The sequence below is a fragment of the Paenibacillus sp. RU5M genome (assembly GCF_900221055.1).
Classification (GTDB): domain Bacteria; phylum Bacillota; class Bacilli; order Paenibacillales; family Paenibacillaceae; genus Paenibacillus; species Paenibacillus marchantiae.
Window position 1 is genome coordinate 11,502 of record NZ_OBQM01000004.1, and the last position, 16,319, is coordinate 27,820.

Below are 16,319 nucleotides of genomic sequence, written 5' to 3' on the forward strand. Positions count from 1 at the left end.
TCTTAAAAGGTGAATAATCAAGGAATGCAGCATTTAATGAACATCAGCAACGTTATTCCTTCATCCAATGGGAGCGGATAGCTTGTACGAGCTTCTTTAGAACAAAATAGCAAAAACAAGGGATGTCCTCCGTCATATTCATGACGTATGGGACATCCCTTGTTTTTAATCATTTATTTGTTGGCTTTTATGACCTGAATCATAACTTACTTCGCGGTATCCGTAGTGCCCGTTGTACCTGTAGTATCGGTTGTTGTACCCGATTGCGGTCTGTTTCTTCCGCCGCCGAATCCACCTTGGCCACCGCCTCCACCTGGACCCATACCTGTATTGGCAGTTGTAACACCAGATTCATTCACCCAAGTTACATTGCTTGTGGATTGGAAGGCAACCACTTTGGTCCCACCACTATACGTTCCGTCTGTATAGAGTCCATCCACTGCTTTGCCCGTCGATGTTCCGCCGGAGTAAATCACGTAAGATCCATCCTTCTTCAGATCAGGGGAACTAACCACAACAGATTGATAATCTTTCGCTGGAGCAAAGGTCAGGATGTTATTGCCTTCACTGTCTTGCACATGAACGAGTGTGCCTGCTTTTTGTGTTTCAGGGTATGTCATCACGATTGTATTTTGAGTTGATGTATCGGATGTACCTTGTGCCATGCCGGAACTGCCGGCAGCGACCAAATATCCACCACTCATCTCGAATGTACCATCATAGTCGAGTGGACCGTTGCCATTATCCGTTGGACCGTTCACAATGACCGTTCCGTCTGTCATATAGATGGAGCCATTCGAATCCAGTCCATCGCCGCCTGCATTTACGGTGAGGGAACCGCCGTTGATATGAAGCTCACTGTTGCTGGCGGATTCACCCGGCATACCACCTGGCCCACCGCCTTGTGGGCGAGCATTGCTATTCGCGTCTGTACTTTGATTGGACTGATCCGTAGTTGATGTTGTGCCAGTCGTCTCTGTAACAGAAGTGTTGGAGACTGCAGTTGTATCGGTATCGGCTGCTTTAGTACTGTCATCTGCAGTGGTTGCAGCATCGGCATCAGCATCAGCGTCAGTTGCAGTTATGTCACCCGAAGCATTCACGCCATCATCTGATGCAGTCACATCCACATTCCCATCGTTCAGGGTGATGATTGCACCTTCAAGGCCTTCGTAGCTCTTGGCAATGGTGATCGTTCCGCCGTTAATGGTAAGCGCCTGATCTGCATGAATCCCGTCATCACCGGATTCAATGCTGAACTTGCCGTTATTGACAATTACATTGTTGTTACTGTGTAGGGAATCATCCATGGAATCAATCGTATACGTACCGCCATTGACGGTGAGGTCAACTCCAGCTTTAAGTGCTTTGGCACTCGTCGTTTCTTCTTCTGTTGTTGTGCTTGTGTCTGCATCCGCATTGGAATCAGCAGGTGCTTTGGCATTTGTAGAGCTGGATGGAGCTGCGCCTGTTGCGTTCGTGCCATTATTGCTCGGCATATCAGCAGGTGGTTCACCATCCGGTGGTGTACCCATATCGGTTGGAGGTGTACCGCCACCCCATCCGCCGCCACCGCCGCCAAATGGTCCTTCTTCTACTTTTTCTGGTGCATTGGCACTGCCGCCTCCGGTTACGATGTTAAATGTGCCGCCATCCGTAACCAATGCGGTTTCCGCTTGAATGCCGTCGCTGCCGCTCTGGATGTTGAATGTACCTCCAGCAATGGCAACGAAGCCTTTAGTCGTATCCGTATCGTTTGTGGATTTAATGCCGTCACCTTCTGAATCAATGGTAATGATACCGGCTTGAATGGCCACCATATCTTTACCTTTGATGCCATCATCCGCAGATTTGACGTTAATTGTGCCACTGACGATTTTCAGATCATCCTTGCTCGTAATACCTTCATTGTAGTTGCCTGTAACCGTCAGCTTGCCTGTACCATTGAACGTCAGGTCTGCCTTGCTGAAGATGGCTGCATCCGGCTCATCCGTTGTAGCGTCGGCGTATACGTATGTCTTGCCATCGGAGACAGCATTCTCGGTTCCTTCCTCCAGCGTAATGATAGCTTTGCCCGCTTTCTGGATATAGATGGCTGCACTGTCGTTATCATTGATTGTTGCCCCGTTTAATACGAGATGTACGGTGCCCTTATCAGCAACATTAACTACAATCTGTCCATCGGTAAGCTTACCGCTAAGTACATAGGTACCCGCTGCGGAGATGGTTACTGATCCGTTTGCTGCTTTTGCACCCGATCCTGTGATGGAAGCGGTCGTCCCGTTCAGCTTAATCGTTGTGGAATCTGTTGCACTCCAGCTAACATTGGTATCGTCTGCATCCATTGTGACCAGATCGGCATACTTCACCGAGGTTTGTTCACTGACGGATACGGTTTTGGTTGTCCCTGTCGTTGACACTGCGGCGTTTGCAGTGCTGTTGGTTGCTGCCGGAGCGCTGCAAGCCGTAACCATTGCAGTAATCATCGCGACGGACCACAGTTTGCTGCCAGTTATGATTTTCTTTTTCATATTATATCGTTCCCTTCGAATTTTAATATTCAGTGGCTGTTGGACTCATCGTTAACGAGATATCCAGATTACCGTTTCGGGTACGGATCATGTCGAGGAATTCTTTTTGATTGACACTTTCATGAATGGTGACGTTGTAGACCAGCTCGTACAGACTGCCAAGTTCGGTTGTTCTGATTTTTTTGAGCTCATGTACGACATTGAATTTGTGGAATACTTCGTCCAGTGCTTCTTCGTAACTCAGATTCTCGGGAATAGTCACTTTCAACGTTTTTTGCTGGCTTTTCTTCGCTCCGAAGTTGAAGCGGCTCAGGACAAACATCAGTACACACAGGATGATGGTGAACATTACGGCATAACCGAATGCGCCTACACCGCAGGCAAGACCGGAAGCCATGGTGAACAAAACATAAGCAATATCTTTCGGGTCACCAGGCGCACTTCTGAATCGGATGATGGAGAAGGCACCGGCGAGGCTGAATGCACGGGCAATGTTGCTGCCGATCAGAAGAATGATAATGGCTACGATGACTGGCAAAACAACCATGGTTAGCGTAAAGCTCTGGGAGTAGGTGCTTTGATTGGTCTTCATGTATGTCAGGCTGATAATGGCCCCCATAATGATGGCAAGGCCGATGGTAACAATGGCATTGCTGAAGGTCAGAGTTGTATCGGTTAGTGCCGAACTAAAGATGGAATCAAGCATACAGGACACGCTCTCTTTCTGTGATTGTTTTTTCTTGTTCTATGGATGGGTTGAAATCGGTACCCGGCAGCAATTCTCGTTCAGTCTGGTAGTTCAGGTTGGTTGTTCTGGCCAGATGTCTGTACTCATTGCCGTATTTCGAGAATCCGGTGCGGTAAAGACCGTGTTCGGATAACAGTTGGGAGAGCCACATCGGAACGGTTTTCTCGGCTTTGACTTCCATCAGCCAGCGTCCGTCTTTCACCAGCGGCTCACCATAATCTCCCTGCTCCAGCTTCAGATCGTATCTACGACTGCGGATGTTGGTATCAAAGGTGATGCGGAGATCGCGGCTGTTCTTGTCGAACAGTGCCTTGCGTTCATACGCCAGATATACTTTTGGTTCCAGATCGTACAGCCGGAGGAAATACTTGATCTCTTCGACAACCTGTTTGTTCATGTAATCGGCGAGATCAGGCGCTTTGCCTGTCCGAACGAATTCGTAGGCTTCATCCAGCTTCAGGGCAGTTCGGCGTTTGTTCACCAGGCCAAATACTTTCTTTTTGATCTCCAGATATACCTTCGCATTCTCTTCAGGAACTCCGTATGCCCGCAGTCTCAGCTTCTCCTTGTATTTAGGTTTAGAGAGACTTGCGCGGATCAGGGAGTCCTGCGGAGTGTCGAAGTACAGATTGCTGATGGAGTAAAACTCGTGTTTCTTGTTAAAGGCGTCCAGCTCCATATACTTCAGCAGATCGGTGTAGAAGTTCTCGTATTGCTCATCTGTCAGGAGATACTTGCTCTCATATCGGTTGAATACTTCAATTGCCATTGGGGTTCAGTCCTTTCATCCATGTTTTGTATGTTTTGTTGCATCGTGTATTGCTTCCATGTCTGTATCTTAGAGCGCCAACCTTGAATGAATCTTAAATGATTTTACATTCCGTTGATCTTTTTTTACCTTCCTTTAATAGTTCGCGAAAAAACTGAAATTAAGATTGATTCAAGGTTCGGTTGCTACAATCGTTGGTATAATAGATTGACATATATCGAAACCAATTCATGCAGAGGAATGAAGAACCGATGAGAATACTAATTGCGGAAGATGAGGTTCATTTGGCAGAAGCCGTATCGCAAATATTGAAAAAACACAATTACTCTGTAGACATGGTGCATGACGGGAGATCGGGTCTGGATTATGCGCTAAGTGGAATCTATGATCTGTTGCTGCTGGACATTATGATGCCGGAAATGGACGGGATTACCGTGCTGAAAAAACTGCGCAGCGAAGGCAATCATACGCCTGTCATTCTGCTCACAGCCAAAGGAGAAATTTCAGACAAAGTGACCGGGCTGGATTATGGAGCCGATGATTATATAGCAAAGCCCTTTGCCACGGAGGAATTGCTCGCACGGATTCGGGCAGCCTTGAGAAGGAAGGGAGAAGTTGTTCCAGAGGATGGACTGAAGTTCGGTGACATCGAACTGAACACGACGCAGCTGAAGCTGAGTGTGCAAGGCAAGGAGATCAAGCTGAATCTGAAAGAAAATGAACTGCTGGAACTGCTAATCACGCGCAAACAGGCCATTACTTCCAAAGAGCAGATTATTGAGAAATTGTGGGGTTTCGATTCGGAAGTGGAGTATAACAATGTGGAGGTGTACATCTCGTTTTTACGCAAAAAATTAACCTTCCTGAACTCCTCGGTCCGCATCAATACGATTAGGGGTGTGGGGTACGTACTTGAGGTGACGTCCTGATGTTCAAGAAACTCAGAAACCGATTTCTGATCGTGAACCTGGTATCCATATCAATTATGATGCTGGTTGCCTTTGCCACGATCTACATCATTACGTACCAGAATGTACAGCGGGAAACCAACATGGAACTGTTCAAAGTGTCGGATTTCTATCATGGGCCTTACAACTCCAGCAAGATGCCTCGCGGTGATGACAGAGATTCGGGGACGGGATCACTACCGTCCGATTCCATTGCGAATGGAGATCCAGGGAGTGATCCGAATTCACCGCCAGGACGCTCTGTATCGTTCATGGTCAAGACGGACAGTGAATGGAAAATCACCGATGCACACTCCAGGTTTGATATGGATGACACGTTCTATACTGAAGCTTTGCAAAAGGTGAATAAAGTCGACGATCTGGATCGGAAGACCGGACAGTTTACACTGAATGGAACGGACTGGGCTTATGTGATCGACCCGAGCAGCACAGGGCATATGATTGTGTTCATCGATGTGACGGCCCAACAGGGCATCCTTACGAATCTGATTTATACTTTTGCCGTCGTGGGTTTGATCATGCTGATCGTTATCTATTTCCTGAGCCGCTATTTCGCCAATCGATCCATTACCCCGGTTAAGGAAGCCTTTGAGAAGCAAAAGCAGTTCATAGCCGATGCTTCACATGAATTGAAAACGCCGCTGGCGATCATTAATACCAACACAGATGTGCTTCTCGCGAACCGGGAGGATACGATTGAGAATCAAGCTAAATGGCTGCATTACATCAAGTCGGAGACGGAACGCATGTCGGGACTGACGAATGATCTGTTATATCTGACTCAAATTGACGATTCAAGATCCTCGATGATTCATGCCAAATTCAATATGAGCGATGCGGTGGAGACGATTATTTTGACGATGGAAGCCGTAATTTTTGAGAAAAATATATCTCTGGACTACAGCATTGAGCCGCAGCTCATGGTCCATGGCAACAGCGAACAGATCAAGCAGGTCATTCTGATTTTGCTCGATAATGCTGTGAAATACTCCAGAGCCAAGGGCTCGGTCAACGTATCGTTGAAGAAACAGAACAATGACGTTGTGCTGGCCGTTTCCAACACGGGAGAAGGCATTGCGCACGAACATCTGGACCGGATCTTCGATCGCTTCTATCGCACGGATGCCTCCAGAGCACGGAAACATGGTGGACATGGATTGGGTCTTGCGATTGCAAGGTCGATCGTGGAGCAGCACAAAGGTGAGATTTACGCCCGCAGTGTAGTAGGGGAAGGTGCAACATTTTACGTTCGTTTATCCTAGGGATAAGGAATAAGGCATGTCTGTTGTGGGTTAACCTATGCTACAATGGCAACAGAACGTATGAATCAAGGAGCTGACTTTAACGTGACTGAAGCAAATTCAATGAATGAACAGGAAATGAAGGCATATATTGCAGAGAAGACAAAGGCAAGCGAAGCGAATATCGCTCTTGTCCTGAAGCATGAGCAGGCGTACATTAACAAAGCACATGAAAATGCCAAAGGCGACGTGGATATCGACGGTGACGATCTGGCCGACTACATTTTGAGCCGCAAAGATGTAAAGCTGGATGAACTAACCGTTGAAAGCATACTGGATGCTGAAATGGACTACTTGATGGAAAAAGGTCTCGCAGGCTACGTGGATTAAATTTAAATCAATCTATTTATTAAAAAAATGACCTCAGCCTCCACGTTATTGTGGAATTTGAGGTCATTTTGGATTGTACACTCGGAAATACCTTTTAAAGCGTCAGCCAAGTTAGGCTAGCCCCATTCTTCTTATTGACCCATCATACCGCCATCGACAGTATAGAGCGAAGCGGTGACATACGAAGCTTCTTCGGATAACAGGAAGTTCATGATGGCTGCGACTTCTTCCGGTTCACCATAGCGGCCCATCGGAATTGCGGATACGGTAGCTGATTGATAATCTTCCACATTACCGGAGTTTGCTTCGATTTGACGCATCATACGGGTATTAATGGTGCCTGGCAATACCGCGTTAACCCGAATACCATGAGGCGCGAGTTCATTCGCTGCTGTGCGGGTGAGGCCAATCACGGCATGTTTGGACATAATATATGGAGATACGGCTGGAGCACCCATCAGACCTGCGAGGGAAGAGGTATTCAGAATCGCACCTGATTTTTGTTTTTTCATGACAGGGATGACGTTCTGCAAACCAAGGAATACGCCGCGCACATTGACGTTATATACGAGGTCGAGCGCTTCAACGCTCAGATCCTCGATCAGTCCGGTTGGACCTTCAATGCCGGCATTGTTGGCAAAATAATCGATACGACCAAACGTATCAAGTGCTTGCTGCACATAGTTTTTCACGTCGGCTTCCTGAGATACGTTTGCTTTCACTGCAATGGCGTGCTCTTTGTCGAGTTTCAGATCCGTGATGGTTTGCTGGATGGCTTCTTCGTTCAGGTCGACCAGCACCAGATTAATTTTGCGTTCAGCAAGGCGGCGTGCCAATTCTTTACCGATGCCTCCGGCTGCTCCTGTAATAACGGCTGTTTGGGTATATGATGTACTCATCATGTATTCGCTCCTTATAAAATGAAATCAGGTGAACTGTGAGTGAACATTCAACCTGTGGTCTATCGTTCCTATCTCAATGTTAAGATATACATAGTAATGTGACAATCATCATTGACAGCGCATATGTCAGCTATCGGACAGAGATGTAAGCGGTGTTCATTTAGGTTACAATAATGGACAGAGGAGGTGGAAATGTTGATTATCGAACACCCTCAGGATCGGAGAGCACGAAGAACGCAGGATGCCATCATTGCTGCGGCAGTTTCTTTGATATTGGAAAAGGGAGCTGAAGCCGTCACGATTCGTGACATTACGGAGCGGGCAGATTATAACCGGGGAACGTTCTATTTACATTTTTCTGGTAAACCCGAGCTATTGCAATTCATTCTGGATGATTTCATGCAGGGCGTGGGACAAGCTTATGCATCACCTTACGCAAAGTTAAAAGAAGTGGATATGACGGCATTGCTGCCATCAACGATGCCTGTATTTGAATATATCGAAGCACATCAGGATATCTTTCGAGCCTTGATGACGATGCATGGGGATATGGGAACGAGACTCTGCAATATGTTCAGAACATATTTAACCGAGGATTTTGTATTGGTGACCGAAGACAGCGACTACACCATTAATTACGATATCATGCTAAGTTACCTGGTATCTGCGACCGTTGGTGTGATTATGCACTGGGCGGAGATTGGGTTCAAGTATTCTTCCCACTACATGGGAGAACAGTTGACCGCGTTAATTAACATCAAACCGACCCGTCTCCTGATTGAACCAGGGCAGAAGGGCCGGACCATTCATGAACGCATGCTTCAGGACTGAATAGCGTGCCTGATTCTCTTATTCCCAAGGATAACTAACGGTGAGGAAGTCGGCGAAGTTCTTGCTTTCTGCCCGCCGTTGTTTCCGCATGGCCGCCCGGGCTGGAGCAGTCTCGTATAATTTCTTCTCTTCCTCCGTCTCCGGAATGATGCGAGGAACAATGAGTTTACGGTTATTTTCATCCAAAGCGACAAAGGTAAGGAATGCGGTCGCCGCAATCTTCTTCTCCCCCGTCTTCAGATCCTCGCGGATCACCTTCACAAAAATCTCCATCGAACTTCGTCCCGTCCACGATGCGAAGGATTCCAACGTCACCGAATCCGTCGGATTAATCGGATACAAGAAATCGACCGAATCGGTCGAAGCCGTAACGGTATTTACCCGGCACAACTTGGATGCGGCGATGGATGCAATGTCATCGATATAAGACATGAGTTTGCCGCCAAACAAGGTATTATGGTTATTTACATCGGTTGGAAATACTCTTGCCGTCTTGAAACAACGTGTTTCGCGCACATACTTTCTCTCCACTTGATCTAATTCCGTAGGTTTAGGTATCTCTCTCATTCTTTGTAGTCCTCCTGACAGTATGGCTGATGGACTCTGCAAGATATGCCGTGTCCATCCTCTCTATATGTTAGTTCTAGTATAGGTGTCGGTCACTTCTTCCTCGCCATCAGGAACCAGTTCAAAGCGCAAGCCAAGCGCAAAAGCCACCTTCTGGAGCGTATCGAAGCGCGGAATCTGCTCGGAGCTCTCCAGACGGGCAATAGCCGACTGCTTGAGTCCCTGCTCGTTCACCGATATTATCGGAAGCTAGGGCGCTTCTAGCGTCGACGACATGCCGTCTGATGTACCAATATAATAGACTGTCATACACTGTTACATTTCGAATCCTTTTTTGTGAATAATCAGTCGTAACGGATTTTAATGTTTTATGCGTTAGCTTCAGTGACGCTATTGGAAGCGAATGCAGACCACTTTGCATTTACACCACTGGAACAATGGAATGAGATGGTATAATCACCACCGCGCATACCTTGCGGATAATCCGCCGTGCTTCTCCAAGTATATGCTGCTCCCGGCTTAACAGTAGCTGCAATATACTCTAATCCTGATGAGTGTGTCATCGTAACAGTTAGATTGCTTGTTCCATTGTTTAGGAAGTAGAATTTACCATGTCCGTAACCAGCTGGAACCGAGAAATAAGCGGGGACGATAGAAGTAGCAGCGCTCACAGTTGTGAGCGGCTGTTGGTTACCAACAGAGAACGGAGTAACAATTGGTGGCGTTGTCTCATCTGCCGGATTTGCTTGGACGCTATCAGCGCTAACTACTGCTGGAATCGCCAAAGTTGCGGCTAGTGCTAAGGATAAAACTGCCGATCTTGCTTTGTTTCTCATTTGTTATAAACTCCCTCACCTAGTAGAATGTTGTATATGACATGTTAATATTATACTTTTTTTCAGAAAAAGAAATAAAAAAATGGTAAAAAGTAAAAAAGAAGCTGTATCCCTATTCAAGTGAAGCATAATTCAAAAAAACCGCCAGGCGCGGACCGGCGCGCTGGCGGTTTGATGCTGTATATTAAGCCTTGGGTCTGAAAATGCCAGCCGGCTTGCCGATGGGCAAGAACGTATAGCCGAAGTGAGCGTTCAGTACGGAAGCACCTGTGCCGTACAACGACACGATTCCGATTCCCATTTCAGCATAAGCTGCGATGGTATGGAAGATATGAGGAGCTACGCCGAACGCGTCAAAGGTCAGGCCAAGGAACAGGAAGTCAATGAGAATGAAAATGATGAGCAATACTTTGTTGGCTTCCACGGCACCCAGCGTCATGAACAGGGTGAACACGAGGTATCCGGCAAAAGCAAATCCGAGCTGCTTGCCATCTGCCTGTTCCGCAAGAGTGGAGCCAAACACGCCCATTTTGATCAGCCAGTTGGCACCCATCGCGAACCAGAAGAATGCGTATGCGCCGAAGGCAGTTGTACCAAAGGTATTGTTGCGTTTGGAATCTTGAATGCAAGCGAACAGCTGGGCAAAGGCACCGAGGAAAATCGCCCAAGGAATGGCGTAGCTAAGGCCGTCTGTAATGCCAAGCTTTTGGGAGGAAGCGACCAGAGTGACGATGGCCAACCCAAATAATCCCATCGCGCTGGGATCGGCGTTTATGATTTTGACTTTAGTCTGTGAATCGGTTTGCATGGTGTTGATGAGCCTCCAAATAATCAAATCAGGATGATCCGTTCGAACTGAACCGTCCTCTATACTTCGTATTTCGTATCCGCCTGGTCCGGACACACACATCGCCCTATTGTACCTGAATGTATTTCGTATGAAAAGGGATTTTATTACCTTTGGGGCATTATCCCTTCCCTTGTAAGGCTTGTGTTAGAGATCAAGAACGAAGAGATCGGTTTTTTGGTGGAAAAAGACGGAAAATTACATGTTCATTCCCTGGAAGAAGGGATAGTATCGAGGGGGAATGAAAACCTTTGCCTCAAAGTTTACTGATGTGAAGCATTAAAGAATTTGAAAATTAAAAATTAAAGAGGTGATCCGTTAATCAAAAGTAGTTCTTTTTTTAAACGACAAAATGCAAGCGCTTACTTATGGGTTGTACCATCGTTCTGGCTTTAATCATTCTATGATGAGGAAACGAAAGGATGGGTGTTCATGATCGCGAAGACGCGGCAGGTTGGTTTGGTTTTGCTCCTATGGGTATTTACAATTTCCAGTCTGGGGTGGGGAACAATGTTTGGCACACCAACAGCAAGTGCAGCCGTATCGGCTGATGAAGCTGCCGGTGGAGGCACTTATAAATTCGATTTTGGTTCAGGAGCTGTTGCGAATGGATATACAGGTGTGGACGCAACGTCTGCGTATTCGGCGGAACGTGGCTATGGATTCACCGATGTATCCAAGGTAACGGTACAGGATCGGGGTACAAGTGATCCGATTAAATCCGATTTTGCCAAAATCGCCGATGGGGGCGGATTCAAGGTGGATTTGCCAAACGGTGATTATACCGTCTCCCTTGTCGCTGGCGACAGTGCAGGCAACACAGATATTGCGATCAAAGTGGAGAGCATGAACAAGGTTCAGCAGAATACCAAGCCAGCGGGTGAATATCTGGAGATGAGCTTCGATATTGCCCTGGTGGATGGGCAGATGAACTTTGAATTCTCCGGAACGGCCGCTAATATCAATGCGCTCGTGATCACCAAACAACAGGAACGCGAGGCAGGGAACAAACCTGCTGTGTACCTTGCGGGTGACTCCACGATGCAGACGTATAATCCATATTGGGAGCCCCAAGCGGGTTGGGGACAAATGTTCCCGTCCTTTTTCAGTGATGCCGTGGAGATTAAGAACCATTCCATCGGTGGACGCAGCTCCAAATCCTTTATTTTCGAAGGCCGATTAGATGAGGTTCTGCGCCTCATTCGTCCGGGAGATTATCTGTTCGTGCAGTTCGGACACAATGATGCAACGATCAGTGTTCCTGACCGTTATGCTTCACCCGCCGATTACAAAAACTATCTGAAAACCTACATAGACGGCGTGCAGCAGCGGGGAGCTACCCCAATTCTGGTCACCCCAATGGGTCGCAGGGACTTTAACGCAGACACAGGCAAGTTCAATGTATCCTTCCCTGAATATGTGCAGGCGATGAAAGAGGTGGCTTCGGAGAAAAATGTGAAGCTGATTGATCTGAGCGCACTCAGCATTGCGTACTATGATTCCATTGGACCGGAAGCGACATTGTCTGTTTTCCTCCATGTATCACCAGGCATCTATCAGGCATTCCCGAACGGGGCAACGGACAATACGCACTTCCAGGAATATGGAGCGATTCAGATTGCCCGTCTGGTTGCAGGTGCGGTTCGTGAACTGGATCTGCCATTATCGGAAGCGGTTCAGGATGCTGAAGTTCCGGCTGAATTGCCAGCCAAACCTGCTGGGCTGAAGGCAGGCAGCATCAGCAACGCGGGAACGGTATTAAAATGGACGGCGGATGACACCGCAGACATCTACAAAGTATACCGTAAGCTCTCAACAGAGCCGGAAACTGCCTACAAGCTGGCAGGAACGGCAACCGTACCTACTTTAACGCTAAGTGGTTTGGTTGAAGGTAAGTCGTACACGGTTCGAGTAACGGCTGTGAATGGTCGCGGCGAATCCGATCCTTCGGATGAAGTCAGCTTCACCACCAAATCGGCAACGTATCGATATGACTTTGGCCCGGTAGGTTCTCCGGTTGCTGAAGGGTATACGGAAGTCAATCGGAATACGCTGTATACACCAGAACGCGGTTATGGATTAACGTCTTCCGCCAATATGGCGGATCGGGATCGTGGCAGTGCGACGGATAACCTGCGTCGTGACTTCGTGATCTATTTTAACGGATCATATGAATTCAAAGTGGATCTGCCGAATGGTACCTATTCGGTCAAGACGTACACTGGGGACTGGATTGGGTCAGCAAAAACCAACATTAACATCGAAGGCAAAGATTATGGAACCGTATCTTCCGGTGCTCAGAATATTGCCGAAAAAGTGATCAACCAGATTACCGTGCAGGACGGGCAGATGAATCTGGTCTTCAGTGGGGCTACGGCGCATCTCAACGGACTTGAGATTACACCTGTATTGGTGGCCCCTTCCAATCTGAAACTGAATGGCCTGGATCTGGAGAGTGATCCGATCACCGCTGCATTGTCGTGGGATGCTATTGCCGATGACGTACAGTATAAGGTATACCGTCAGTCAACTGGAGCGGCCAAGGCCGAGCTGCTGGGAACCACGGATGCAACAACCTATACCGATAATAAGATTGACCTGGGCATGAATTATGTATATACGGTAACGGCTGCGGATCGTACAGGTACGGAATCGGTAGCATCCAATGCATTGCCTGTATCGACGATTGATTCATCTGTAGACAAGGCAGAGGTTCCTTCAGGTCTGTCGTTACAAAGCATCAACAAAAATGACGTCTCCATCACTTGGACGGAATCAACAGGAGCGCGTGCATACCAAATCTATCGTGCTGTGAAGCAGGATGGACCGTATGATCTAATCGCTCGCACCAAGGAGACGGCATACACAGACTCCACCATTCTCAGCACCATTCCTTATTTCTATAAAGTGGCGTCTGTGAATGCGGGAGGGGTCTCCGAACTTTCGGCTGCACTCGAAACACCAGTAGCAACGACGCTGAATCGTGAAATGGAGTATCTGGACCGTGCTCCGGTGGCTGTAAAAACAGAAAACGGCAACTATATCGGCTGGCGCATGCTAGGCTTGGATGCCGAGACCATTGCTTTCAATCTGTATCGGGATGGTGTGAAGCTTAACGATGAACCGATAACTGGAAGCACCAACTTTACGGATGCCGAAGGTACGGATGCATCCAAATACCGGGTCATGACGGTAGAAAACGGCATTGAAAAAGCGGCAACGAAGGAATTCGGCGTTTGGCAGGAGCAATACCTGTCTGTACCTCTGCAAAAGCCTGCTGATGCCTATACGAAAGACGGGCAGCCGTATTCGTATTATGCGGGTGATGCCAGCGTGGGCGATGTCGATGGTGATGGCGAATATGAGATTGTTCTGATGTGGTCGCCAAACAACGGCAAGGATAACTCCCAATCCGGATATACCGGTATTGTCTATATGGATGCCTATAAGCTGGATGGAACAAGATTGTGGCGCATCAATATGGGGCCGAATATTCGTGCGGGTGCGCACTACTCTCCATTCCTGGTTTATGACTTCGATGGTGATGGCAGAGCCGAACTGATGATGCGTACCGCAGATGGTACCGTCGATGGACAAGGAAAAGTCATTGGAGACGCCAATGCAGACCACCGGAACAGTTCCGGTTACGTTCTGCTTGGTGATGAATTCCTGACGGTGTTCGATGGTGAAACCGGAGCAGCACTGGATACGGTGGAATATGATCCGCCGCGTGGAGATGTTGCTTCCTGGGGCGATGGCTATGGAAACCGGGTGGACCGTTTCCTGGCAGCGGTAGCGTATCTGGATGGCGAACATCCAAGTGCCATGTTCAGCCGTGGATATTATACGCGTACTGTGCTGGCATCCTACAATTTCCGTGATGGAAAGATAAGCAAAGTATGGCGTTTTGACTCAAGCGACGATGGCTACGGCGAGTATGCAGGCCAAGGGAATCACAATCTCTCGGTTGCAGATGTGGATGGCGACGGCAAGGATGAGATTACATTTGGTGCGATGGCCATCGACGATAATGGCAAACCGCTCTACAATACGAAACTCGGTCATGGCGATGCCATGCATCTGAGTGATCTGGACCCGACACGTCCAGGACTGGAAGTATTCGACGTACACGAACATAAAGATTCTAAGTATGGTATGGAAATGCGCGATGCGGCTACAGGTGAAATCCTCTGGGGTGTGTTCACAGGCATCGATACCGGACGTGGCATGGCTGCCGATATTGATCCGAACTATCCGGGAGCTGAGGTATGGGCTGCAACCATTACCAATGCTGAGCATATTCCAATCACCGGGCTTTACAGTGCTCAGGGGGAACTGATCACGACGAAGATTCCATCGTCCACCAACTTCGGCATCTGGTGGGACGGTGACCTGCTGCGTGAGCTTCAGGATGATATTCGTATCGACAAATGGGATTATGAGAACCAAACGACAGTTAATCTGCTGACGGCAACAGGTGCAGCTTCGAACAATAGCACCAAAGCGAACCCGAGTTTGCAGGCAGATCTGTTTGGGGACTGGCGTGAAGAAGTGATGTGGCGCAGTCAGGACAGCTCGGAATTACGCATTTATACGACGACAGATGAGACGGATGTGCGTATTCGCACGTTGATGCATGATCCAGTCTACCGCCTTGGGGTAGCTTGGCAAAATGTAGCCTATAACCAGCCGCCACATACCGGCTTCCATCTTGGAGTAGGCATGGAGCAGCCAGCGGCACCGAATATTCGTTATGTAGGTGGTCCGCAAGAAGTAGAAGATACGACACCTCCGGTCATTACAGGCATGCCTGCGGAACAGATGAGTGAAGAGGATGTACTCCAAGTTGATGTGAAGGCAGAAGATCCGGAGTCCGGGATTACTCTTCTGGAGTTGACTTGGGACGGTGAGGCCGTAGAACAGGGTGATGAGATTGCACTGACGGGTCTGGTGGGAAAACACACCTTTACAGCCAAAGCAGTTAACGGCGCGGGACTCATCACCGAGCTTTCCGTGGAAGTGACAGTCATCGCCGCAGACCAAGCCACAGGTGCACCGGGTGTACCTTCCTTGTCCGACGATAACCAACATGGCGACGGTTTGGCGGATGGAACATACACCATCACCATGAATATGTGGTGGGGGAATAACGGTACACAGTATAAATTGTATGAGAACGGTGAACTGATCGATACGCAGAAGCTCACGGCTTCAAGCTCTTCTGCCCAAAAGGCATCGACGGATATTTCGGGTCGGGTAAACGGTACGTATGTATATACTTGCGAACTAATCAATTCAAAAGGGACGACCGAATGCGCTCCGCATACCGTAATCGTTCGTGATGCAGCACCAGGGAAGCCGGTGCTCTCTCATGACAACTGGGATGGGGATGGAAACTACACGATTACGATGAATATGTGGTGGGGCACAAATGCCACCTCCTATCGTTTGTCTGAGAACGGTCAAGAGGTCGACAGCCAACCGTTGGCTGCAGCATCTCCGAATGCACAGACAGCAACAGCAGTGATCAAAGATCGTGCACCTGGCGAGTATGAGTACGTTGTGGAATGGATTAACGAAAGTGGATCGGTTTCTAGCGAAGTCATCACAGTGAAGGTCACACATTGATTAAAGTGATCTAACGATAAAGCACCTCTCTATCGATATAGGGTAACCCCTTGGGTAAGCC

General features: G+C 48.1%; 13 protein-coding genes. 6 read left to right on the plus strand and 7 right to left on the minus strand.

Going from position 1 to position 16,319, the window contains the following annotated elements:
- Positions 1 to 206: 206 nt before the first annotated feature.
- Genes CRO25_RS14015 through CRO25_RS14025 form a run of 3 tightly spaced genes read right to left on the minus strand, consistent with a single transcriptional unit; the run spans position 207 to position 4,048 of the window.
- Positions 207 to 2,531 (minus strand): carbohydrate-binding domain-containing protein, encoded by a 2,325-nt coding sequence (locus tag CRO25_RS14015; RefSeq protein ID WP_079695418.1) that lies wholly within the window; start codon positions 2,529 to 2,531, stop codon positions 207 to 209.
- Between the two features lie 22 nt (positions 2,532 to 2,553).
- On the minus strand, positions 2,554 to 3,237 hold the full coding sequence (locus CRO25_RS14020) for a DUF4956 domain-containing protein (RefSeq protein WP_063567759.1): 684 nt from the start codon (positions 3,235 to 3,237) through the stop codon (positions 2,554 to 2,556).
- Positions 3,230 to 4,048, minus strand: a complete 819-nt coding sequence (locus CRO25_RS14025) for a polyphosphate polymerase domain-containing protein (protein ID WP_063567760.1) — start codon at positions 4,046 to 4,048, stop codon at positions 3,230 to 3,232. Before CRO25_RS14025 ends, CRO25_RS14020 begins: the two co-directional genes overlap by 8 nt.
- A 251-nt stretch (positions 4,049 to 4,299) precedes the next feature.
- Between CRO25_RS14025 and CRO25_RS14030 the strand changes: the two genes are divergently transcribed.
- From CRO25_RS14030 to CRO25_RS14040, 3 genes are read left to right on the plus strand one after another with little or no spacing between them, the layout of a single operon-like run.
- Positions 4,300 to 4,977 carry a response regulator transcription factor gene (locus tag CRO25_RS14030; protein WP_063567761.1) on the plus strand — a complete coding sequence of 226 codons (678 nt, stop codon included), beginning with the start codon at positions 4,300 to 4,302 and terminating at the stop codon, positions 4,975 to 4,977.
- Entirely contained in the window at positions 4,977 to 6,278 is a 1,302-nt protein-coding gene (locus CRO25_RS14035; protein WP_079695419.1) for a cell wall metabolism sensor histidine kinase WalK, read from the plus strand. Before CRO25_RS14030 ends, CRO25_RS14035 begins: the two co-directional genes overlap by 1 nt.
- A gap of 45 nt (positions 6,279 to 6,323) precedes the next feature.
- The gene (locus CRO25_RS14040; RefSeq protein ID WP_256863648.1) at positions 6,324 to 6,647 is read left to right on the plus strand and encodes a hypothetical protein; all 324 of its coding nucleotides are present in this window, start codon (positions 6,324 to 6,326) and stop codon (positions 6,645 to 6,647) included.
- A 131-nt stretch (positions 6,648 to 6,778) separates the two neighbouring features.
- Here CRO25_RS14040 and CRO25_RS14045 read toward each other — a convergent pair whose 3' ends face one another.
- The gene (locus CRO25_RS14045) at positions 6,779 to 7,546 is read right to left on the minus strand and encodes an SDR family NAD(P)-dependent oxidoreductase (RefSeq protein WP_063567763.1); all 768 of its coding nucleotides are present in this window, start codon (positions 7,544 to 7,546) and stop codon (positions 6,779 to 6,781) included.
- Positions 7,547 to 7,744: 198 nt separating this feature from the next.
- On the opposite strand from CRO25_RS14045, the gene CRO25_RS14050 reads away from it, so the two are divergent.
- The gene (locus CRO25_RS14050) at positions 7,745 to 8,380 is read left to right on the plus strand and encodes a TetR/AcrR family transcriptional regulator (RefSeq protein ID WP_179132180.1); all 636 of its coding nucleotides are present in this window, start codon (positions 7,745 to 7,747) and stop codon (positions 8,378 to 8,380) included.
- Between the two features lie 18 nt (positions 8,381 to 8,398).
- Here CRO25_RS14050 and CRO25_RS14055 read toward each other — a convergent pair whose 3' ends face one another.
- Positions 8,399 to 8,911 (minus strand): acyl-CoA thioesterase, encoded by a 513-nt coding sequence (locus CRO25_RS14055; protein ID WP_063567782.1) that lies wholly within the window; start codon positions 8,909 to 8,911, stop codon positions 8,399 to 8,401.
- Positions 8,912 to 8,992: 81 nt separating this feature from the next.
- Between CRO25_RS14055 and CRO25_RS34280 the strand changes: the two genes are divergently transcribed.
- Positions 8,993 to 9,211, plus strand: coding sequence for a hypothetical protein (locus tag CRO25_RS34280; protein ID WP_372828775.1), 219 nt, complete (start codon positions 8,993 to 8,995; stop codon positions 9,209 to 9,211).
- Positions 9,212 to 9,315: 104 nt separating this feature from the next.
- On the opposite strand, the gene CRO25_RS14060 is transcribed toward CRO25_RS34280, so the two are convergent.
- Together CRO25_RS14060 and CRO25_RS14065 are read right to left on the minus strand one after the other, a co-directional pair.
- Positions 9,316 to 9,783 (minus strand): hypothetical protein, encoded by a 468-nt coding sequence (locus CRO25_RS14060; RefSeq protein WP_063567766.1) that lies wholly within the window; start codon positions 9,781 to 9,783, stop codon positions 9,316 to 9,318.
- 184 nt (positions 9,784 to 9,967) lie between these two features.
- Entirely contained in the window at positions 9,968 to 10,591 is a 624-nt protein-coding gene (locus tag CRO25_RS14065; RefSeq protein WP_063567767.1) for an acetate uptake transporter family protein, read from the minus strand.
- A 471-nt stretch (positions 10,592 to 11,062) separates the two neighbouring features.
- Here CRO25_RS14065 and CRO25_RS34140 point away from each other — a divergent pair, with 471 nt between their 5' ends.
- Positions 11,063 to 16,258, plus strand: a complete 5,196-nt coding sequence (locus CRO25_RS34140; protein ID WP_079695421.1) for a fibronectin type III domain-containing protein — start codon at positions 11,063 to 11,065, stop codon at positions 16,256 to 16,258.
- The last annotated feature ends 61 nt before the right edge of the window (positions 16,259 to 16,319 follow it).

Bases quoted from the DNA above. Each gene is read 5' to 3' on its own strand.
- CRO25_RS14060 (WP_063567766.1), bottom strand. From the start codon at position 9,783: ATGAGAAACAAAGCAAGATCGGCAGTTTTATCCTTAGCACTAGCCGCA.
- CRO25_RS14025 (WP_063567760.1), bottom strand. From the start codon at position 4,048: ATGGCAATTGAAGTATTCAACCGATATGAGAGCAAGTATCTCCTGACA.
- CRO25_RS14035 (WP_079695419.1), top strand. From the start codon at position 4,977: ATGTTCAAGAAACTCAGAAACCGATTTCTGATCGTGAACCTGGTATCC.
- CRO25_RS34140 (WP_079695421.1), top strand. From the start codon at position 11,063: ATGATCGCGAAGACGCGGCAGGTTGGTTTGGTTTTGCTCCTATGGGTA.
- CRO25_RS14040 (WP_256863648.1), top strand. From the start codon at position 6,324: ATGGCAACAGAACGTATGAATCAAGGAGCTGACTTTAACGTGACTGAA.
- CRO25_RS14045 (WP_063567763.1), bottom strand. From the start codon at position 7,546: ATGAGTACATCATATACCCAAACAGCCGTTATTACAGGAGCAGCCGGA.
- CRO25_RS14015 (WP_079695418.1), bottom strand. From the start codon at position 2,531: ATGAAAAAGAAAATCATAACTGGCAGCAAACTGTGGTCCGTCGCGATG.
- CRO25_RS34280 (WP_372828775.1), top strand. From the start codon at position 8,993: ATGCCGTGTCCATCCTCTCTATATGTTAGTTCTAGTATAGGTGTCGGT.
- CRO25_RS14065 (WP_063567767.1), bottom strand. From the start codon at position 10,591: ATGCAAACCGATTCACAGACTAAAGTCAAAATCATAAACGCCGATCCC.
- CRO25_RS14020 (WP_063567759.1), bottom strand. From the start codon at position 3,237: ATGCTTGATTCCATCTTTAGTTCGGCACTAACCGATACAACTCTGACC.
- CRO25_RS14030 (WP_063567761.1), top strand. From the start codon at position 4,300: ATGAGAATACTAATTGCGGAAGATGAGGTTCATTTGGCAGAAGCCGTA.